Source organism: Rhizobium sp. P2_G2 (assembly GCF_056403555.1).
In genome coordinates this window covers 1-21,523 of sequence record NZ_JBFUFF010000091.1, presented here as the reverse complement: position 1 = coordinate 21,523, position 21,523 = coordinate 1, and the positions used below count along the sequence as shown (strand labels likewise).

The following is a 21,523-nucleotide window of genomic DNA, read 5'->3' as shown; positions in this document are numbered from 1 at the left end:
CAACCGGAAGAAGCGCGTGCTGCAGTCGGTGGTTGCCATCGTGAAGATCGCCACGGGTCGGGAAACGCTCCTGATCGGACCGTCGGCTGCCTTCGGCGCCAATGCCCGACGCCACCTCATTCGCGATCGCAACCGATTGAGGCACAAGCTCGACGTGTTCATGACGCGACCCGGTGCTGCCGATCTGGTTCGTCCCTACCTCCGACGGTGGGGCCTGCACTGGGCTCATTCGCGCCTGTCGGAAAGAGAGACCATAAAGGACGCGCTGCTGCGGGCGGCGGCCTCCGGACAGCTTGCCATCGCGGTCGTACCTGAGACGACGCTGGCCCTCGCCGCGATGCGTCCGGCTGAGAACGATTTTGCCCGTGCCGCGCGCCTCGCACAGCAGCCGGCGGGCGACGCGCTGCCGAACGCGATCGTGGATCGGGTGGCCATCGTCCTTGAAATGGTACCCCGCTACCTGACCGGCGCCGCCAAAAAGGCCTTCGAGGATGCGGTAGCCAGTATAGGCATCGGCGTCATGGCCGGCATCTTTGCGACCTGGCTGACCGCCCATGCGGTCCCTGGCGTCGATATCGCCCTCTTCATTCTCGACGTGTACTTTCTGGGTTCCGGCGTCATTGCCGCTTTCGACGCGATCACCGAGACGATGCGGCGCGTCGCCAACGCTCGATCGCGTGCCGATCTCGAGCCGGCGGCAAAGGCTGTCGCGGAGGCGATCACTGCTCTTGTCGTGGCAGGCATCTTCCACAAACTGATGAAGGCGCGGGAGCCGGCTCGCGGGCCTGGCAAGGAGGGCGGGCTGCAGGTGGTCGTAAAGCCCGGCAGCGGACCGAAGGAACTGAAGGCGGTGAGGGAGCCACGGAGGCCCAACGTCACGTCCGAAACGCACAAAGGCGAAAGCCCCGGATCAAAGTCCCCGACATCTCCGACGTCAGCAGCGCCCTCGACATCTGCTTTGCCCCCAACGCCCGCAACGCCAGTTCTTGTTGAAAAATATCAACGTGCGCCGGCTGCCTCCCTTTCGAACGTCGAAGCACGAAAGTGGTATCTTGAGCAGGAAGCGAAAATTCCGCAGATCATCGACCGGAACGCTTCACTTGAAACGCAGGCGAAACAGGCTTTTAATTTTAGGAACGAAATCAGGACCGCGGCCCGAGATGCAATGGCCGATAGGGACGCTGCTGCAAAGCTGATGCGCGAAGAGCGCAATATCACTTGGGAGCAGCTTGTAGAAAAAAAACGCAAAGAAGGGTTTACTGGTGACGATGTTTATAGGGAGATCATAAACAGCTCCCAGAAATCGCGTAAATCCGTAAACGACAAGCTGGGCCTGTGAAATGATAAGAGAGATCGAAAACAGCGGAGCGAAACTGGAACTTGATTTGTTTCCGATCGAAAGCGAGGAGCAATTCCGGCGGGTAGCTGAAATAATAAACAAGGACCTGGGTTTCGCGATCACCGAGCGGGAAGATGGACCAGGTTTCAGCTATTGCCTGTTCGAAGAAGACGGTACGACGATGAAGCTCTACTATTCCAGCATAGAGGGCGTCGGAATCGAAGCGACGGACGAGGACGCGGCTCCTATGCTCAACCGGGTGCGCAATCATTTCAATGCGTTGCTTTCTAAATAGGTCGGGTTGAATGAAGCGTAAGGATTGAAATGTGGCAGCGACCCTCCTAGACCGCATCAAGCACGATCCCGAGCAGCAGGACTTGTTCAAGATCCTGCGTGAGATCGAGCGCAATTTTCCCAACAAGCCGCGCATCGGCGACAGCACGGTGTTGGCGGACGAAGTGGTGCGGCTGATGCAGGATCCGTTCCTCGCCTTTCCGGCGACCAATGTCAGCGAAGGCGAGGTGACGGAAGACGGGCGCATCCGACTGGTGACACGCTTTCTCGGCATGTTCGGCCCACAAGGCGCGCTACCGCTCTATGTCACTGAGACCGCCAAGGAATGGCTGAACGCGCGCGATCCGTCCTTCGCCCGCTTCGTCGATATTTTTTCCACGCKCTTCCAGCAGCTCTTCTTCCGTGCCTGGGCGGATGCGCGGCCGATTGCCCAATATGAGCGGCCGGAGAGCGACCGGTTCCTCAGCTATCTCGCCTCGTTTGCCGGCTTCGGCACGCCGGCAGTGCGCAATGTCGATACCACGCCCGACGAAGCCAAATTGCCCTTCGTCGGCATTGCCAGCATGCAGGTCAAGACCGCACGCGGCCTCATCCAGATCCTGCACGGCATATTCGGCGTCGATGCCGAGATCGTCGAATGGGTCGGCACCTGGCTCGATTTCGAGCCGGACGATTGCATGGCCATCGGCCGCAATTCCTGCCGGCTGAGCGGCGACGCCTTCGTCGGCAAGCGCGTGCTTTCGATCAACGAGCGGATCCGAGTCAAGATCCTGTGCAATGATCTTCAGCAATACCAGAGTTTCCTGCCGGTAGGGGCCGAATACAAAAGATTGACAGACCTGATATTCTTTTATCTAGGTTACCGTCAGGAAGTGGAAATCCAACTCGGCATCAATTCCGCCAGGTCTCCGCATGTTGCCTTGGGAAAGCAGGGACGTCTGGGCTGGACATCATGGATGCAACGCAAGCACGGCACTTCGCCGCCATACCATTTCGACGCCCATTTCCGGGTTTGATAGCGCAAGCAGCCAGCCCGGCCCGATCTTGAGAGGAAGGAAGGGGAGCGCGCATGACCGATATCAACGTTGAAGCCGTCGCCGGCAAGATGAATTCCGCTGGTTACGACGGATTGATGAAGGCTTTCCGCCAGGCGCGGTCTGCGGCCAACAGGAATATCGAGCTCGCTCATTTCCTGCTGCACCTGATTCAGAACGACCGGTCGGACATGGCCACGACCCTTGATGGCCTCAAGGTCGATCGGTCGAAGATCATCGCCGATCTCACCGCCGCTACTGACAAGTTGAGCCGCAACCAAACGGAAATGCCGGCCTTTTCCCCGCAGATCATCGAACTGCTCGACCGCGGCTGGCATTTCGCCACCCTGATGTTCGGTGAGACCCAGATCCGCACCGGCCATCTTCTGGTGGCGGCGCTGAAGACGCCGACCTTGCAGCGTGTCGTCGCCGGATTGTCACCGAAGCTCGGCATGCTCGATGCGAATGCGGTCGTCGACCAGCACAAAAAGCTCTGGACCGATTCCGATGAGAACAATCTCCGGCCGATGGATTATTCCGAACCGGACGCGGCCGCCGCACCCGGCGAGCCGCCCAAGCGCGGCACTTCCGCGCTCGATCGCTTCTCGGTCGACATGACGGCGCAGGCCGCTTCAGGCAAGATCGATGCCATTGTCGGCCGCGACGACGAGATCCGTCAGATCATCGACATCCTGTCCCGCCGCCGGCAGAACAATCCGATCCTGACTGGCGAGGCCGGCGTCGGCAAGACGGCCGTGGTTGAAGGTTTTGCCCACAAGATCCATTCCGGTGACGTGCCGCCGCATCTCAAGGGCATAAGGCTGCTAGCGCTCGACATCGGCCTGATGCAGGCCGGCGCGTCGCTCAAAGGTGAGTTCGAGCAGCGGCTTCGCGCGGTGATCGACGAGGTGCAGTCGTCGCCGACGCCGATCATTCTCTTCATCGACGAAGCCCATACGCTGATCGGCGCCGGCGGCGCCCAGGGCACCGGCGATGCCGCCAATCTCTTAAAGCCGGCGCTGGCGCGCGGCACGTTGCGCACCATCGGCGCCACGACCTGGTCGGAATATCGCCAGTATTTCGAGAAGGACCCGGCGCTGACCCGCCGCTTCCAGCCGATCCAGGTGGGTGAACCCGATATCGAGCGCTGCTGCGACATGCTGCGCGGCATTATCGGCCAGATGGAAGCGCACCATAAGGTCAGGATTTCCGACGATGCCATCGTCTCGGCCGTGCAATTGTCGCGGCGCTACATCCCGGCCAGGCAATTGCCGGACAAGGCGGTCAGCCTGCTCGACACGGCCTCGGCCCGCGTCGCCATCAGCCAGGCGACCACGCCGGCGGCGATCGAGGATTTGCGTGCTCGCATAGCGGCCCGTGAAAAGGAGAAGGCGCTGCTCGAGAAGGAGGCCGATCTCGGCGCGATCAATGCCACGCGGGTTGCCGTAGTCGACACCCAGATCGAGGAGGCGAAGGCCAAGCTCACGGAACTCGAAGGCTACTGGCAGTCCGAGAAAGCGCTGCTCGACCAGATCATGGAGCTTCGCTTGTCGCTGGCGGAAAAGCGCAAGGTGGCGAGCGAGGGTGGCGATGCCAGCGAGGTCCCGGACATCGAGAAATCGCTTGCGGCAGCGATGATGGAGCTCGAAGCCATCCCGGCCGAATTCCGCATGCTCTATCCGCATGTCGACTCCCAGTCGGTCGCCTCCGTGGTCTCGGACTGGACCGGCATTCCGGTCGGCCGCATGGTCAAGGACGAGATGGAGGCGATCCTGCGCCTTCCCGACATCTTGAACCGCCGCGTGCTCGGCCAGGAGCATGCGCTGAAGATGATTTCGCGGCGCATCGAGACGTCCCGCGCACAACTCGTCAATCCCAACAAGCCGATCGGCGTCTTCATGCTCTGCGGCCCCTCCGGCGTCGGCAAGACGGAGACGGCGCTCGCGCTCGCCGAAGCACTCTATGGCGGCGAGCAGAATGTCATCACCATCAACATGTCCGAATTCCAGGAGGCCCATACGGTCTCGACGCTGAAGGGTGCACCTCCCGGCTATGTCGGCTATGGCGAGGGCGGCCGCCTGACCGAGGCCGTGCGCAGGAAACCCTATAGCGTCGTCCTGCTCGACGAGATCGAGAAGGCGCATCCTGATGTGCACGAACTGTTCTTCCAGGTGTTCGACAAGGGACAGATGGAAGACGGCACCGGCCGGATGATCGATTTCAAGAACACGCTGATCATCCTGACATCCAATGTCGGTACCGACCTCATCATGCAGATGACCCAGGGCGGCAAGGCTCGGCCCGATGCCGAGCAAGTCAACGTCGCGATCCGCCCCGACCTGCAGGAGGTCTTCCCGCCGGCGCTGCTCGGCCGCATCGTCACTATCCCCTATTACCCGCTCTCCGGCGAGCGGCTTGGCGACATCGTCCGGCTGCAGCTCGACCGTGTGGTGAAGCGCATGCGCGACAATCACGGTGCCGCGCTGAGCTATGACGATGCGGTGGTCGAGCATATCGTCGCGCAATGCACGGATATCGATTCGGGCGGTCGCATGATCGACAACATCGTCACCAACTCGCTGCTGCCGGAAATGTCGCGCCGCATCCTGTCGCTCGCCATAGACAAGGGCAAGCTGGAGCGCATGCATGTCTCGATCGTCGACGGCACCTACCGCTATGACGTGACCGCCATAGATGGCGAGCCGGCTGCCGCCGATGAGGACGATAGTGTTGCACCCGGAGCGATGGATGACGCATTGCCGACGGATGTCGAGGAACCGGTCGGCGCGCCATGACCCGCTCAGGCCGACATATTGAAAGTTGATGGCAATAGCCATCGACGCCAACGAGTTTGCAGTTGGTCCGATTGCCTTGGGAGACGAGGTGATCGACCTTGCCGGGCATCTTCCATCATGACCAGATTGACATCGATCCTGCTCGCCCTGGCCGCCTCGTTCTTGCTGTCGTCGGAGGCGCATGCCGAGTTCACGATCTGCAATCAATCGCTCGATGTCTTCAACATCGCGGTCGGCCGCCAGGAGGGTGACGACTTCGAGACGGAGGGCTGGTGGGTKCTTGGCGCCAATCGTTGCATCGATGTCATTCGCAAGCCGCTCGACGATCGCTATATCTACCTCTACGTCGAGGACGTGTTCTCCAAGCCGGTGCTGCAGGGGCGGCTGCCGGCCTGCATCGCTACTGGAAAATTCCTCATCGACGGCGAGAAGGATTGCTGGCAGCGGGGATACAAGGAAGCCTCGTTCACCGAAGTGGACACCAAGGATCAGGAGCGCTGGACATTTATCTTGCGCTCATCGCAATAATCAACCGGCAGGTCTTCGCAGCATCGGAAGGTGCATTGGCGGAAATTGAACGGATTTCAGGCGCTGAAAATGGATAGACCGCGGCACAATGCCCCGCTGGCGGCGGTAACAAGAATTCACAAAGAGTTTCCGCGGTTTATCCTGTATGCTGGCGATATTGACCTGTGCGGCTGCTGAAGTATTGTCTCTCAACCTATAACAGAGGATTAGTGCGCGGATGTCATGGCATAGCAAGCTGGTCTGGGCGGAAGGTCTGTTCCTGCGGCAGCATCACCTGCAGCAGTATGACCGCTATGTCGAGCACCTCCTGGAAACCCGGGTCCGCAGCGTCACGCCCTATCCCTGGGGGTTCGCCGAACTGGAGATCAATCGCGACCTCATTCAGCAAAGCAAGTTCGGCCTGCGCCGCGCCGCCGGCGTTTTCCAGGACGGCACGCCCTTCGATCTGCCTGATGTAAGCCCCGAGCCGCTGCCGATCGACATTCCCGAAGCGGCCGAGCGCAAATATATCTGGCTGACCATGCCGGTCGCCACCGCCAACATGCAGGAAATCGACATGCCCGGCAGCGCCAACGGCAGCCGCTACACGCGGGCGCTGGAGAAGGTGCGGGATACGACCACCAACATGCAGATCGACGAGGAGATCGAGATCGCACATCCTCGTGCCGAATTGACGATCAGCGAACAGCCGAAGCCCGGCTATCACAATCTCAGAATCGCGCGCATCCTCGAAGTGAAGGAAAAGACGATCGTGTTCGACGAGACGATCTGCCCGCCGCTTCTGGTCAGCAACGCCCATGGCGTGGCCCGCGGATGGCTGGACCGGGTGATCGGCTGGGTGGAAACGCGGCTCGAAGCGCTGGCCCGCTATGCCGCCGACCCGAGTTCCGGCGGCGGCCTGCAGGCGCTGGATTATTACATGCTGCAGATGCTCAATCGCGAGGTCAACGTCATCAAGCACTATCGGGCGACCCGCTATCTGCATCCGGAAAAGCTCTATATCGAATTGATCCGGCTTGCCGGGGAATTGTCGACCTTCTCGAACACCCGCATCGCGCCGGAATTCCCGGCCTATGATCACGACAACCTGCACGAGGTCATGGAACCGGTGCTGACGGTGATCCAGCGCCTGCTCAGTCTAGATATCGGCCGCGCCATCCGCCTCGACCTGACGGAAGTCCGCGCCAACGCCTTCCTCGCCAATGTCAACGACCGGAATCTGTTCCGCAACGCGCGCTTCGTTATCGAAGTTTCCGCCAGCATGCCGTTACAACAGATACAGCTGAAGTTTCCCGAACTGTGTAAGGTCGCGCCGAACAATAGGATGCGTGAAGTGGTCCAGACCAATCTTCCAGGCCTGACGGTCGTGCATATGCCGACGCCGCCCCGGCAGATCCGGACGATCATCGACCATGTCTACTTTCAACTTGACAAGAATTCCCCTTTGTGGCCGGAATTCAGTGTTGCGAGCGGAATAGCCCTGCATTTTGCAGGTAATTGGCCCGGCCTCCAGTTGGATCTGTGGGCCATCGTGGACGATCAGAGATGAGCAATTCCGACGATCCCTTCGCCAACAATGGGAGGACCGTTATCCGGCCCCGCCCGGGCGGAGCGGCGTTGGGCAACAACAACCCTGCCGGCGGTCCGTTTACCGGCAGCCCTTTCCCCAACAACCAGGGCAATTCGCCTTTTGGCTTCGACGGTTTTGGTGGTGCGGGCGGCCAGCAGCGCATCATGGGCCAGCCGCCCGGCGTCGACTGGGCCTTCGATGATCCGACGCTGTCGCGTCAGCCGCAGGTCCAGGCGCCGGCCCGGCGTATCCCGCTGCAGGTGGCGCTCAATTCCAAGATCGGCCAGCAGGTCAAGGCCGCCAACCCGATCACCCAGGCCGCGACCCCGCTGCTCACCCTGCTTGGCCGTCTGCGGCTGCAGGTGATCGAGATGGACGCCGTGCCGCTGATGCGGCATGTCAGCGGCACGATCATGCAGTTCGAGAAGAATCTGCTCTCCGCCGGCATCGATCCGGAACAGGTCCGCACGGCGAAATACGCGCTCTGCGCCACGGCCGACGACATCGTCCAGAACCTGCCGGGCGACAAGCATATCTGGCTGCAATACAGCATGCTGGCGCAGTTCTTCGGCGAGCGCACGTCGGGCACCGGCTTCTTCGAATATGTCCGCCGGCTGGCCAACAATCCGGCGGTCTATTACGACTTGCTCGAGCTCATCCATGCCTGCCTGTCGCTCGGCTTCGAAGGCCAGTATCGCAGCATGGCCGGAGGCGACATCGAACTGCAGCGCGTCCGGCGCGACGTCTACCAGACGCTGCGCAACGTCAAGCCGCAGGGCATGGTCGAGCTTTCGCCGCGTTGGCGGGGCATGCAGTTCAAGCTGGGGAAATTCCGCGACGGCATTCCACTCTGGGCCATCGCCGCTTTCCTGATCACGCTGCTTGCGGCAATCTATATCGTCCTGCGCTATCTCAGCGCCGATGCGGGCGAACTCTCCGCCAATTCATTGATCAACCTGCATCCCGGCAATGCGGTGATGATCGCCCGCGCGGCGCCGAAGCCGGACGAGGCGCCGTTCAAGCCGCTGCCGAAGATCGTCTCTCAATCGGAACTCACCCAGTTGCAGCGCATCCGCAAGGCCATGGCGCCGGAGATTGCCAAGAAACTTGTCGATGTCCAGCCGGTCGGCCAGCAGATCGTCATCCGGGTCAGCAACCTCCTGCTGTTCGATTCCGGCAGCGCCGACGTCAAGCCGCAATTCCAGGAGCTTGCCGAGCGCATCGCGACTTCGCTCAACAGGGAGCCCGGCGGCATCTTCATCGAGGGGCATACGGACAATACCAAGCTGAAACCGACCAGCCCGTTCAAGTCGAATTTCGATCTCTCGGTCAAACGCGCCCAGGCAGTCGCAGATATGATCGGTCCAAAACTCAAGGATCCCAAACGGGTCCAGGTGTCCGGCAAGGGCGATACACAGCCCATCGCGGACAACAAGACCGCCGCCGGCAAACAATTCAACCGGCGAGTCGAAATCTCCATCCCCAAGGAGGAGTCGCTTTAACGGGGAGCGGACGCGAAAAGATCGCTGACCTCATGGCCAGCGATCCGAAACAAGCAAAACAGAGAGCATAGAGAAGGGCACGACGCTGAGACTGCTGCGCTGGATCATTTCGGGCATTGCGCTCGTCCTGCTATCCCTGGCGATCTGGTTCGCGGGACCGCTGCTGGCGTTTGGCGATTACGCGCCGCTGGCCGGCTTCTGGACGCGCGTGCTGATCATTGCCGGCCTGTGGTTCATCTTTTCCCTCGTCTATTTCATTGTCTGGTGGCGCCACCGCCGCCGCGAAAAGGCTCTGGAGGCTGCCCTTGCCGCCGCCGAAGAGGTGACGGGTGACGGTGTCGAACTCTCCGAGCGGATGACGGCGGCGCTTGCGACGTTGAAGAAGTCGTCCGGACGACGGACCTATCTCTACAGCCTGCCATGGTATGTGATCATCGGCCCGCCTGGCGCCGGCAAGACCACGGCGCTGCTCAATTCCGGCCTCAAATTCCCGCTGCATGAAAAGGGCATTTCCTCGGTGGCCGGCGCCGGCGGCACCCGCTATTGCGACTGGTGGTTCACCGAAGAGGCCGTGCTGATCGACACTGCCGGCCGCTACACGACCCAGGATTCCGATGTCGAAGCCGACAAGAAGAGCTGGCTGCATTTCCTGTCGCTGCTCAAGCTGAACCGTCCGAAACAGCCGATCAACGGCGTGATCATCGCCATCAGCCTCACCGACATCATGACGATGAGCGCCGAGGAGTTGCAGCAGCATGCGACAGCGATCCGCAAGCGCCTGCTCGAACTCTACGAACAGCTGAAGGTGGAATTCCCGGTCTATGCGATTTTCACCAAGGCCGACCTGGTCGTCGGCTTCAACGAGTTCTTTGGCGGCTATTCGGAGGAAAAGCGGCGCCAGGTCTGGGGCTCGACTTTCCAGGTCAAGGAGCGCCGCGAGAACAAGGTTTCCCAGGTTCCGGCGGAGATCGACGATCTCGTCATGCGGCTGACAGAGGAGACGGCCGACCTCCTGCAGAGCGAGCCGGATGCGCTCGACCGTATCGCCATTTTCGGCTTCCCCAGCCAGATCGCCAATCTCCGCGACCCGATTGCCCAATTCCTCGCCACCATCTTCGAACCCACCCGCTATCATGCCAATGTCAATCTCCGCGGTTTCTACCTGACCTCGGGCACGCAGGAAGGCACGCCGATCGACCAACTGCTCGGGGCGATGCAGACGAGCTTCGCCAGCCCCAGCACCGCCCAGATGTCGGGCAAGGGCAAGAGCTATTTCCTTTACGACCTCTTGACCAAGGTCATCTACCCCGAAGCCGGCTGGGTCTCCAAGGACATGCGGGCGATCCGCCGCGAAGCCTTCTTCCGCTGGGGGCTGATCACCGTCATGCTGGTAACGACGATCGGGCTTTCAGCGCTTTGGTACATGGCCTATCGACAGAACCAGCAGGTGGTCGACATCGCCACAGCGGCCGAACGCCAATACCAGCATATCCGCGACAACCAGGCGACGTCGGTCGCTCCGGTCAACAGCGTGCCGTCGCTCGAAACGATCAAGCCACTGCATGTCATGCGCAAGCTCAACAACGATCTGGATGATGTGGAAGCGCAACGCTCGTGGTTTTCCGGCTTCGGCATGGGGCAGGAGGATCGCATCAAATCGGCGAGCGAGGATGCGTATCGCCTGTCGCTTGAAAGAGCGTTCCGGCCACGCCTGATCCTGCGCCTGGAGCAATTGCTCAACAAGAATATCGACGATCCCGGCGCCATCTACGAGACGCTGAAGGTCTACCTCATGCTCGGCGGTGCGGCGCCCAAGATCGAAGACGAACTGGTCCTCGACTGGATGCGCCGGGACTGGGAGGACAACCTCTATCCCGGACCGCAATACCGGCAAGGTCGGGAACTGCTGGAAGGATATCTCAAGGACATGCTGGCTTTGTCCAAGAAGCATGATCCATTGGTCCAACTGGATGCAAACCTGGTCGACAAGGCGCAAAAATCGCTGGTCCGCCTGGGTCTGGCGGACCGGGCCTATGCGATGATCAAGAGCGCGGCGATCGCCGGCAACCTGCCGCCCTGGCGGTTCGTCGACCATGGCAATGCCAATGCCGACGTGGTTTTCGAGACGGTGGACAATTCGCCGCTCGAAGATATCCAGATCGACGGCCTCTATACCTATAGCGGCTTCCAGAGTTTCCTTATCGACCAGCTCAACGAGATGCGCGACCGGCTGGAAGCCGATGTCTGGGTGCTCGGCAAATATGCGACGCAGAATGCCGTCGAATCGCAATTCCAGAACCTCGACGACCTGGTGCTGCAGCACTATTACAACGACTATATCGCGGCCTGGGAAGGCATGATGGCCAATGTCCGGCTGAAGAGCCTTGCCAAGGACAAGCCCAAATATATCGTGCTGGCGACGGCCGCGCAGGCGGCGACCTCTCCGGTCATCGGCATCTTCCAGTCGATCCGCGACGAGACCATGCTGACGGAAGACCGGGACAAGGACAAGGGCGACAAGAAATCGGACGATGTTTCCAGCACCACCTCCGAAATCGGCAAAATCGCTGCCCATCGCCTCGCCGACAAAACGAGCGGCCTGACGCATTCGGCGCTGGACGTCTTGCTGCGCAAGTCGCAGAACCGGCTCGGCGACACCAATGCGCGCCCGGTGCTGCCCGGGCAGATCGTCCAGGCGCATTTCCTGGCCTATCAGCAGTTGGTCGATGGCCAGGCGGGCGCTCGGCCGATCGACACGCTGATCCGCAATCTCTACGACATCAATGTCGATCTCACCAATGCGCTGGAGCCGACCCAGGCCGACAAGGCGGCGGGCGACCTGCAGAACCATATCAGCAATCTGCAGGTCAATGTCTCGCGGCTGCCGGCGCCGCTGTCGCGGATGATGCAGGGCGCAATTTCCGAATTCGAGGGTGATTCCGCCGGCACCACGATTGCCGAACTGAACCAGAAGCTGGTGAGCCAGATCACTGCCGTCTGCCGCATGACGACCACCAACCAATATCCGTTCAGCCGCAAGAGCACGCGTGACGTGCCGCTCAGCGAATTCAACAAGCTGTTCGCGCCGAACGGCCTGATCGACCGCTTCTTCGCCGAGAACCTGATGAAATATGCCGATACCAGCGGCGCTAAATGGACTTGGCGGCAGGATACCCGCATCGGTCAGGCGCTGGCGCCGGATGCACTGCTGCAATTCCAGAGGGCGGCCGACATCCGCGACGCCTTCTTCTATTCGAACGCACCGCAGGCCGGCCAGCCGATGATCGTCAGGCCGAAGAGCGTCTCCTCCAATGCCGACTCGGCAATCGTCGAGGTCAATGGCCAGCCCGTCGAAATCAAACAGACGCCGACTCCGGAAATGAATATCGTCTGGCCCAATTCGACGGGCACGACCGCCAGCGTGTCGATCTTCCCCGAAATGCCCGATCGCCAGAGCGACATTGCTGCAAACGGCCCCTGGGCGTTCATGCGGCTGATGAGCAGTGGCCGGGCTTCGGACAACGGACACGGGATGGACGTGCGTTTCGTCCTTGGCGGCCGCGAGGTCGCCTTCGGCGTCCAGGTGTCGACGGACAAGAATCCCTTCAACCTGCCGGCTTTGTCGGAATTCAAATGTCCGGGGTCGTTCTGATGCCAATAGGGGTGTTCGGCAAATATCCCGGCAGGCGCGACTTCATCTCGGTCGGCATGCCGCAATCGATCCTGTCGCCGCTGGAGAAATGGCTGCAGGCGGGCCTGGCGACCAGCAAGGAGGCGTTCGGCATGCGCTGGAAGGAAATGTTCCTGGTCCAGCCGATCTGGAATTTCCGGCTTGGCCGTGAAATCAGCGGCGTGGATTGCCTGGGCGCATTCATGCCGTCGGTGGATGGCGTCGGCCGCTATTTCCCATTGCTGTTGCTTGCCTATCCCGGGGATAAGAGCTTCGGCTACCCGCTCTGGATGGACCTCGATATCGACGGCTGGTTCGGCACAGTGCATGCCGCACTTCTCGCCACGCTGTCTGACCGCGATCTGCCTGATCCGGCCGAGATTGCGAAATCCGTCGCCGAGCCGCCATCGGTCGCGATTGTTGAGGGCGAAGGCAAGCAGGGCTCGCGCGGCCTCAGGATAGAAATGGGCGAGCAGGACCGCGGCGACTTCCGCGAGGTCCTGCAGCGCCACGATCTCGCTTTTGCCGGAAATCGCCAGTCGGTCTGGTGGACGGACGGCGGGGCGCATGTGGCGCGCCAGGTTCTGGTCGTGCCGGGAATGCCGGAGCCGCACGTGTTTTCGGGAATGCTGGGGCCGACTGCGATCGTTCGGGAAGCTCAAGCAGGCGTCTGAAAAATCTCGAGTCCTGCGTTGCGTGAAATGAGGAGGATGGCGCGTCTTACTTTCAGGCGCAGTGCGAGAATCCGGCGCGGGACTGGACATAGCGGAGATAACGGTCGAACTTGCATCGACGGAGGAGCCAATGGTCGGAAATCTGATGGGCAGGCCAAACCACCGACTGCGGGCGAATTCCTATGCGCAATCGCATGTCGGCTGCGTTCGTGAATTGAACGAGGATCGCAGCTTCTCCAACGCGGTTTGCGGCGTCTGGGCGGTTGCCGACGGAATGGGCGGCCACGACGCCGGCGATCTCGCCAGTGAAGCGATCGTGCGCAAGCTCGAACAACTCACTCCTGCCGCCGATCCGAAGACCCTCAACATGATGTTTTGGGACAGCATCCGCCAGGCCAACTGGACGATTAAGGAGATCGCCAGGGATCGTGGGCAGGGCGTGGTCGGCAGCACTGTGGTGGCGCTTCTGATCTTCGACAACGCCTATCGCTGCCTCTGGTCGGGTGACAGCCGCGCTTACCTTTTCCGCAGCGGCGCGCTGCAGCAATTGTCCCGGGATCATACCGAATTGCAGGAGCTGCTTGACCGCGGCGTGCTGGATGCGGCCGATGCGGAGAATTACTACAGGAAGAACGTTATCGTCCATGCCATCGGCGTTGAAAGCGAACCCTATATGGATTTCACCGATGGTATTATTGTCTCCGGTGATATATTCTTGTTGTGCAGCGACGGCCTGACCACGCATGTCAGCAACGATGAGATCGCCGGCAAGATGCCGGGACGCCGCGCCAAGGATATATGCAGCGAATTGATCGACTTGGCTCTGTCGCGCGGCGGCACGGACAATGTCACGGTCAACGTCATTCAGTTCTATTCGTCGTCGACGACGATCACGGGCATGTCGCTGCCCCAGATCGCGGAGATAGCTGGAAACCCCAATGGACACTGAAAACCATACGGGACCTTCTGCCGGAACATCGATCGGCCCTGGCACGCGCCTCAACGATATTTTCGAGATCGACGAAAAGATCGCTGTCGGCGGCATGGGCGAGGTGTTCCGCGGGCATAATGTCACCACCGACGAGGCGGTGGCGATCAAGATCGTTCTCGGCGAATTCGCCAGGGACGAGAAATATGCGAACCTGTTCTTCAAGGAAGCCAGGGTTCTCAGCAGCCTCAACCATCCATCGATCGTGCGCTACCAGATCTTCACGATCGACAAGGCGATCGGCCGTCCCTACCTGGTCATGGAATATATCCACGGCATGTCGCTGGCCGAGCGGCTGGGGACCGGTCCGCTCAGCGTCGCCGAGGTGCGCAGGCTGACGGCAAAGCTGGCGGATGGCCTGGAAACCGCACATGCGGCTGGAGTCGTCCACCGCGATCTGTCGCCCGACAACATCCTGTTGTCGAACAACGATGTAGCCCATCCCAAGCTTATCGATTTCGGCATCGCCAGGACGACACAGGCGGGCCAAAAGACATTTCTTGCCGGCGAGTTCGCCGGCCGCACCAATTTCGCCTCGCCCGAGCAGTTCGGACTGTTCGGCGGCAATGTCGAGGCCGCGTCCGACGTCTACAGCCTCGGGCTTGTCGTCATCAATGCGCTGCAGGGCGTGCCGCTCGACATGAACGGCACCCAGTATGAGATGATCGAGAAACGCAAGCGGATCCCGGAGCTTTCGAACCTCGATCCGGACCTCAGGCCGATTATCGAAGAAATGCTGGTGCCGGATCCTGCCAACCGGCACCTGACCATGGCCGACGTCGCCAATTATTTTTCCGGCCGCGAGCCGCTCGCCAACCTGAAGCGCAGCGTCGAAGTGCCGGTCGACGATCCCGATGACTTCTGGACCAAGCTGCCGGACACCGTTCCCGTCACGACGGCGGCAGAGCGGACGCCAGAGGACAGCGGTACCACGCTCGTTTCCGGTTCGAGCGACGAACCGGCGACTGCTCCCGAGCCTGATAGACGGCAACAGGTGCCGGCCGCGGCGACCATTATTGCCAACGCCCCGATGCCGCCTGTTGCCAGCGCCCCGATGCCGCCGCTGGCCGACATACCACCTCGCGAGGAGACGCCGCCCCAATTCGAACCGCCGATGGTCGAGGCAAAGCCGATCGTCTGGGAAACGCAGCCGGTCATAACCACACGGGGCCCCGCGGCATTGCCGGTGCGCAAGCGCGGCAGGGTCTGGCCCTATGCGCTCACCGCCGCCGTTCTTGTCCTTGCCGCGGGCGGAGCCGGGGCGTTTTATTCCGGTGCGCTGAAAAATGTTGTCCTGCCGCCAGAGCTCGATGCCTTGCTTGGCAGGAAGGCCGACGACAAGGTTGCGCAGGACGATTTGCCCGACCTTACCGCGCAACCCGACAGGCCGACAAAAAAGCGGGATCATGTTGCCGCGGATCAGCCGATGCGAACCAAGACGCGGCCGGCGATCACGGAAGCGACGCAGGAGGTTCCGGTTAAGGAGAAGACCGGAAAGAAGAATGACACTCTGACCACGGAGGTCGCCAGCACCACGACCACCGTTGCCAAGTCCACGGTCGAGGCCGCGAACCCGAAGGTCGATAATTCGGCCACTGCAGTTGAGGTTAAGCCTAACGTCGTCGAAACGGCGAAGGTCGAGGCAAAACCCAAGGCTGACGACACGGCTCAGATCGGTGCGACGCTGGCGGCCAACGAGACAGCCAAGATCGATACGAAGCCGAAAATCGCGGACAGCCAAGAATCCGATGTGACTGTTCAGAAGACGGAAACCTCGTCCGACAACCACAAGGCCGAAGCCACTGCCGACAGCCAGACGAGTGACAACGCTTCCGACACCACGACCGACAACGCCGACAATTCGGGCGGCATGTTGCCCGATAACAATCAGGACAAGGTCGCGCAGAACAAGCTGCCGACGGAAGATGCCGACAAGCAGTCCAGCGACGCATCCACCAAGTCGAAGACCGATAGTGCTTTGCCACACGACGACAAGGCAGCCGCTGATGTGACCAAGCCCCTGTCGTCGGACACGTCCAAGCAGGATCTCGATCAGACGTCAGGCAAGGTCGAAAACCCGGTGGTGCAGACGACCGCGGCGGCGGAGAACGACGACAAGGTCGCCCAGGAGGAAAATCCATCGACAGTCGGCAAATCTGCCGAAGCCAACAACACAAAGCATGTCGAACCGGTCGACCATGTTGCTTCCGACACGACCGCGGGCAAACCGGCGAGCACGACCTCTCTGAAGCCGGTCGCGACGGTCGACAACCAGAACAAAAACAACGAGACCACAGAGACCCATGTCGCAGCCACGGTGACCAATCCGGTCAAGACGGAGGATACGACAAACGACACGGATACCTCCGAGCCCAATATCGGCCTTCCGAGCGACGTATTGCCCTCTGAGGGCGAGGTGAAGACCACGCCGTCGAATGTGACGGCGAACAATGTCGGCGAAACCACCCATGACGCGGTAAAGCCGTCAGATGCTGTCACCGAAAACCAGGTCAGCCCGCAGGACGATCATCAGGCAGATTCGACCGCAAACAAGACCATTGACACCGCCGAGACGGAGACAAAGCCGGCTGACAGCGCGGCGGATGACAGCCAGTTGCCTGCCGCCAACGACAACAGTGCCACCAAGACCGACAACAGCGTACAGCAGACGGAAGAAGCGACCAGCAAGACCGATCAGGCGACCGATACGACGACGCAAAGCGAGCAATTGCCGGCCACAAATGACAACGGCAAAAACGCCGCAAAACCCGACAACGACACTCAGCAGACAGAGCAGGCCACAGACAAGACCAATCAGACGACCGACACGGAAACCAAGCCGTCAGACAATTCGGCTGACAACAATCAACAGCCGGCCACAAACGATAATAGCGAGAAGACCGCCGATAACGCCGGCCAGGATAATACGGACAAGACCAGCCAGAGCGCAGACACCGAGACAACGCCATCGGACACGACGGCGGACAGCGGATTGCCCGACGAGACCAAAACGCATATCGACAATAACAACTCAGCCGATAATTCCGCAAACAAGCCCGAGGATCAGTCCCAGTCGACGGATGTTGCCGTCGGGGAGCCGACCACGGAAATCAAGCATCCGGAAATCGCCGTCGACGAGGGATTGGCCAAGCGCGACTCCTGGGTCGCGAGCTTCGTGGGCGGCGATTGTTTCTATGCCCGGATGACGACCAATGTCGCCTCGGCCGCGGGCATCATGGCGGTCGCAGCCGACAGTCAGCCCTTTTATTCACTCAACGATTCCTTCACATCCACATTCGGCCTGGAGCCAGCGCTGCGCGGCTTGCCGATCGACACGCGTCAATGCGCCGTCACGGACCTGCTCAAGCAAGTGCGTCAGGCTCCGAACGAGGCCCTCGATCTCCAGCTCACGCCGTCAGACCAGGTCGTCAGCGGTGATCCGCTGTCGAGCCAGGTCAACGGCGTCAACAAGCCGTTCATGACAGCCTATCTGTTCGACAATGACGGCAAGGTCTACGATCTTTCGAAAGACGTCAGGAACAAGGCGGGCCACGATGTGGAGTTGGAATACCGTGGCAAGGAAGCAAAGAGTAAAGTCAAGACCTTCAAGATCATGTTGCTGATCGGATCGGACAAACCACTTGCTGTCGACTTTCCGAAAAAGCCGCCTCTCGCAAAGAATATCGTTCCAGCAATTGCTAAAGCAATCAATCTTCAGCCGGGTGGTGTCCAATATGCTTACGGATTCTTCAAGGTCGTTCCGAAGACAAACTAGACACAATGCGGAGATCGCAAGGAAATTGCACGGCAATGCTCGATTTTGTGACAGATATTGAGGTTTTCGTGACTGTAACCTGGGTAACAGGGCAGGGTATGTACTAGGCTCTGACGTTTGACTTTATTATCGTTATTTGGTTAGATACAGCATAGACAACGAACGCCGACAGGGGGTTACGATGGCTGGTCCAGGGAAGATTAAGACGAGGAACCGCACCAAGGCGCGCGTTCAGATCACCTATATGAATCCGCGCGAAAGCGACAAGCTGATCGAGATTCCGTTCGTCATGGGCGTGATGGCCGATCTTTCCGGAAACGCGTCGCCCGTGCCGAAGCCGGTGGTCGCACAACGTGATTTCGTGCCCGTCGACATCGACAATTTCGACAAGTTCATGGAAAAGACGCGGCCCGGCATCCGCATGCGGGTGAAGAACACCCTCGATGCGAAAGCCTCGGAGCCGGGCCAGGGCAGCCAGATCGTCACCGAGCTGCAATTCAAGTCCATGGCCGATTTCGAGCCTGCGGAGATCGTCCGGCAGGTGCCGGCGCTGGCGACACTGCTTGCCGCCCGCGAGCAGTTGGAGAATTTGCGGACTTACATGCGCGGCAATGCCGAAGACCAATTGCAGAAACTGCTCAAGGACACGACGATGATGCGTGCTCTGAGCGGCAAGACCGAAGCTGAGGGTTGATCGCGCCTCGAAATGAGGCGCGGCGGCTGAGATTATTTCCACTGGGACAACACAGATGGCAATCGGATCAAATGCAGGTGTAGAGGCAACCCGGACCGAAGCGGTGACCGAGGGTGCCGATGACTTTTCCAAGGCGCTGCTGCAGAGCTTTCAGCGGTACGACATCAAGGTCGATGACCAGAAGGTCAATGTCGCCGATCTCGACCGCGGCGCGGTCGAGCAATTGCTCGAACGGGAGCAAGACCCGCAGAAGCGGCAAAGGATCCGCGAAGCGAAGGAACTGAACGACAATGTCGACGCGGCGATCAAGACGCTCTGCGATCTGGCGCTGGAGAATTCCGACATTATCACCGATCGCGCCGATTGGACGATCCAGAACCTGATCACCGAAATCGACAAGAAGCTTTCCGATCAACTCAACCAGATCATGCATGCCGAGGAATTCCAGAAGATCGAGAGCGCCTGGCGCGGCCTCTATCACCTGGTCGGCAATACGTTCACGGACGAGACCTTGAAGATCAAGGTCATGAATATCTCCAAGGAGGAGATACACAAGGACGTCAAGAAATATCCGGACGTTCAGTTCGAGCAGAGCCCGCTTTACAAGAAAGTCTACGAAAAGGAATACGACACGCTGGGCGGCGAGCCCTATGGCGTCGTCATCGGCGATTACTATTTCGGCAAGGGCTATGCCGATATCGAAGTGATGCGCTACATGGCCAAGCTGGGCGCGTCTGCCCATTGCCCGTTCATTTCAAGCGCCGATCCCTCGCTGTTCAACTGGGGGACCTGGGACGACATGGTCGACGTCCGCGAGGTCAGCAAGATCTTCACAACCCCCGAATATGCCGGCTGGCGGTCGCTGCGCGACTCCGAGGATTCTCGCTATCTGGGCCTTTGCATGCCGCGCGTCATCTCGCGTCTTCCTTACGGCGCCAAGTCGGTCAAGGCCGAAGGCTTCGATTTCGAAGAAGAGACCTGGGGCCACGATGTCCGTAACTATTCATGGATGAATGCCGCCTATCCGATGGGCGTCAACATCAACAAGGCCTTCGAGGAATATGGCTGGACCGTGCAGATCCGCGGTGTCGAATCCGGCGGCGAGGTGATCAATCTGCCGACGCCGACCTTCGAGACCGATGATGGCGCGCTCGACATGAAATGCCCGACGGAAATCTCCATCAGCGATTCCCGCGAAGGTGAATTCTCGGCCGCCGGCGTGCTGTCGATCATCCATCGGAAGAACACGGACAAGGCCGCTTTCATCGGCGCCCAGTCGGTGTACCGGCCGAAGAAGATGGATACGGAGGAGGATACGGCGTCGCAGAACCTGTCGTCGCGCCTTCCCTACATGTTTGCCTGCTCGCGCTTCGCCCACTACCTGAAGGCGATGGTGCGCGACAAGATCGGCAGTTCGCGTGAGCGCGTGGAGCTCGAGCGCTGGCTGCAAACCTGGATCACCCGTTATGTCGATGGTGATCCGGACAACTCCACCCAGGAGGTCAAGGCCAAGAAGCCGCTCCGGGGTGCGAAGGTCGAGGTTTTCGAAGATTTTGAAAATCCCGGCTATTACTCCACCCGCATCTACCTCCGCCCCCAGTTCCAGCTCGAGGGTATGAAGGTGGGTCTGAGTCTGGTTTCGCGTCTGAAGAAGCAAGATTGATCAAGCGCGGCTCACGCTCTCGATCGCTATCGCAGCAACCAAGCTAGGAGATTACCGTGTCTACAAATATGCATCTTAAGATTGATTCGATTAAAGGCGAATCACGCGTTGAGGGTCACGAAGACGAGATCCAGATCGAAAGCTTCAGCTTTGGAATGTTCCAGCAGTCTTCGGTCACGCATGGTCATGGTTCGGGTGCCGGTCGCGTCGATGTGCGCGACATTGTTCTCACCAAGAATATCTGCAAGGCCGACGCAGCGCTGATGCAGTATTGCTGCAGCGGCAAGCCGATCGACACCGCCACCCTGATCTGCCAAAAGGCGGGTGGCGACAGCCCGGTGGACTATGTCAAGATCGTTCTGACCCAGGTGCTGGTCACCAGCCATTCGATCACCGGCGCGGAGAGCAGCGACACCGTGCATGTCGATCTGGCCCTCAACTTCGCGAGCTATGTCACGACATACACGCCCCAGTCGGCGCAGGGCACGGGCGAAGGTGATACGACCCAGGGTTGGGATATCGCTGCGAACAAGGCGGCCGCCTGATTTCCGATCGTTTGAAGCAAGACCGGCGGCAATTGCGCCGCCGGTGAAATCAGCCCGGTTGGGCTAAGCAATGTGAATGACGGGCGGCCAGGCTCTGCGTCGCTCCGGCGTTTCGACCGACGGGCCTTGTCCTCCAGGCTTCTTGCGCATACCGTGAGTGGTGTCCGGGACAGCCTTCGGTCGTATTGGGATCCTTGGTCCGATGTTCGGCGGTTGCCCGTGGCGAACGCGGCGGAAGTGATGTGAAGACAGATGGCGGCTGAAAGCAGATATCAACTGTCCCTGTTCCAGAGGTTCCAGGAAAACTTCGAAGAGAAGACTGACCAGAACAAGCAGGAGGCCGCCATCGCTGCGGTTGGCCCCGAAATGCTGGTCGCGCAACGGCGCAGGAGCCTCGACGAGGCGGAACTGAAGCGCTCGATTGCTGAAAATGTCAGCCATATCGTCAATAC

At 60.2% G+C, this 21,523-nt stretch carries 14 protein-coding genes and 1 pseudogene; all 15 read left to right on the top strand.

Annotated elements, in window-relative coordinates:
- Positions 1–16: 16 nt before the first annotated feature.
- The gene (locus AC1D06_RS34235; RefSeq protein ID WP_477990249.1) at positions 17–1,339 is read left to right on the top strand and encodes a hypothetical protein; all 1,323 of its coding nucleotides are present in this window, start codon (positions 17–19) and stop codon (positions 1,337–1,339) included.
- Position 1,340: 1 nt separating this feature from the next.
- Positions 1,341–1,634 (top strand): hypothetical protein, encoded by a 294-nt coding sequence (locus AC1D06_RS34230; RefSeq protein ID WP_477990248.1) that lies wholly within the window; start codon positions 1,341–1,343, stop codon positions 1,632–1,634.
- 31 nt (positions 1,635–1,665) lie between these two features.
- On the top strand, positions 1,666–2,649 hold the full coding sequence (gene tssG, locus AC1D06_RS34225; RefSeq protein WP_477990247.1) for a type VI secretion system baseplate subunit TssG: 984 nt from the start codon (positions 1,666–1,668) through the stop codon (positions 2,647–2,649).
- 53 nt (positions 2,650–2,702) lie between these two features.
- The gene (gene tssH, locus AC1D06_RS34220) at positions 2,703–5,462 is read left to right on the top strand and encodes a type VI secretion system ATPase TssH (RefSeq protein ID WP_477990246.1); all 2,760 of its coding nucleotides are present in this window, start codon (positions 2,703–2,705) and stop codon (positions 5,460–5,462) included.
- Positions 5,463–5,579: 117 nt separating this feature from the next.
- Positions 5,580–5,990, top strand: coding sequence for a DUF1036 domain-containing protein (locus AC1D06_RS34215; RefSeq protein WP_477990245.1), 411 nt, complete (start codon positions 5,580–5,582; stop codon positions 5,988–5,990).
- 217 nt (positions 5,991–6,207) lie between these two features.
- Positions 6,208–7,539, top strand: a complete 1,332-nt coding sequence (tssK, locus tag AC1D06_RS34210; RefSeq protein WP_477990244.1) for a type VI secretion system baseplate subunit TssK — start codon at positions 6,208–6,210, stop codon at positions 7,537–7,539.
- Positions 7,536–9,062 (top strand): type VI secretion system protein TssL, long form, encoded by a 1,527-nt coding sequence (gene tssL / locus AC1D06_RS34205; protein ID WP_477876511.1) that lies wholly within the window; start codon positions 7,536–7,538, stop codon positions 9,060–9,062. The genes tssK and tssL overlap by 4 nt, the downstream gene beginning before the upstream one ends.
- A gap of 67 nt (positions 9,063–9,129) precedes the next feature.
- Entirely contained in the window at positions 9,130–12,714 is a 3,585-nt protein-coding gene (gene tssM / locus AC1D06_RS34200; RefSeq protein ID WP_477990255.1) for a type VI secretion system membrane subunit TssM, read from the top strand.
- Positions 12,696–13,406, top strand: a complete 711-nt coding sequence (tagF, locus tag AC1D06_RS34195; protein ID WP_477876512.1) for a type VI secretion system-associated protein TagF — start codon at positions 12,696–12,698, stop codon at positions 13,404–13,406. The genes tssM and tagF overlap by 19 nt, the downstream gene beginning before the upstream one ends.
- A gap of 130 nt (positions 13,407–13,536) precedes the next feature.
- A complete protein-coding gene (locus tag AC1D06_RS34190; protein ID WP_477990243.1) occupies positions 13,537–14,355 on the top strand; it encodes a PP2C family protein-serine/threonine phosphatase in 819 nt (272 codons plus the stop codon).
- A pseudogene (locus tag AC1D06_RS34185) lies at positions 14,345–15,154 on the top strand (serine/threonine-protein kinase); the annotation flags it as partial. The gene AC1D06_RS34190 and the pseudogene AC1D06_RS34185, both read left to right, overlap by 11 nt.
- A gap of 3,196 nt (positions 15,155–18,350) precedes the next feature.
- Positions 18,351–18,863 carry a type VI secretion system contractile sheath small subunit gene (gene tssB, locus AC1D06_RS34180; RefSeq protein ID WP_477876514.1) on the top strand — a complete coding sequence of 171 codons (513 nt, stop codon included), beginning with the start codon at positions 18,351–18,353 and terminating at the stop codon, positions 18,861–18,863.
- 55 nt (positions 18,864–18,918) lie between these two features.
- Positions 18,919–20,526: a type VI secretion system contractile sheath large subunit gene (gene tssC, locus AC1D06_RS34175; protein WP_477876515.1), complete on the top strand. Its 1,608-nt coding sequence runs from the start codon at positions 18,919–18,921 to the stop codon at positions 20,524–20,526.
- Between the two features lie 56 nt (positions 20,527–20,582).
- Positions 20,583–21,071 carry an Hcp family type VI secretion system effector gene (locus AC1D06_RS34170; protein ID WP_477876516.1) on the top strand — a complete coding sequence of 163 codons (489 nt, stop codon included), beginning with the start codon at positions 20,583–20,585 and terminating at the stop codon, positions 21,069–21,071.
- A 252-nt stretch (positions 21,072–21,323) separates the two neighbouring features.
- Positions 21,324–21,523 (top strand): hypothetical protein (locus tag AC1D06_RS34165; RefSeq protein ID WP_477990242.1); only part of this gene is annotated, 200 nt, incomplete at its 3' end.

What these genes read in the sequence shown, in the direction of transcription:
- AC1D06_RS34230 (WP_477990248.1), top strand. Translation starts at nt 1,341, where the DNA reads ATGATAAGAGAGATCGAAAACAGCGGAGCGAAACTGGAACTTGATTTG.
- tssH (WP_477990246.1), top strand. Translation starts at nt 2,703, where the DNA reads ATGACCGATATCAACGTTGAAGCCGTCGCCGGCAAGATGAATTCCGCT.
- tssK (WP_477990244.1), top strand. Translation starts at nt 6,208, where the DNA reads ATGTCATGGCATAGCAAGCTGGTCTGGGCGGAAGGTCTGTTCCTGCGG.
- tssL (WP_477876511.1), top strand. Translation starts at nt 7,536, where the DNA reads ATGAGCAATTCCGACGATCCCTTCGCCAACAATGGGAGGACCGTTATC.
- tagF (WP_477876512.1), top strand. Translation starts at nt 12,696, where the DNA reads ATGTCCGGGGTCGTTCTGATGCCAATAGGGGTGTTCGGCAAATATCCC.
- AC1D06_RS34190 (WP_477990243.1), top strand. Translation starts at nt 13,537, where the DNA reads ATGGTCGGAAATCTGATGGGCAGGCCAAACCACCGACTGCGGGCGAAT.
- tssB (WP_477876514.1), top strand. Translation starts at nt 18,351, where the DNA reads ATGGCTGGTCCAGGGAAGATTAAGACGAGGAACCGCACCAAGGCGCGC.
- tssC (WP_477876515.1), top strand. Translation starts at nt 18,919, where the DNA reads ATGGCAATCGGATCAAATGCAGGTGTAGAGGCAACCCGGACCGAAGCG.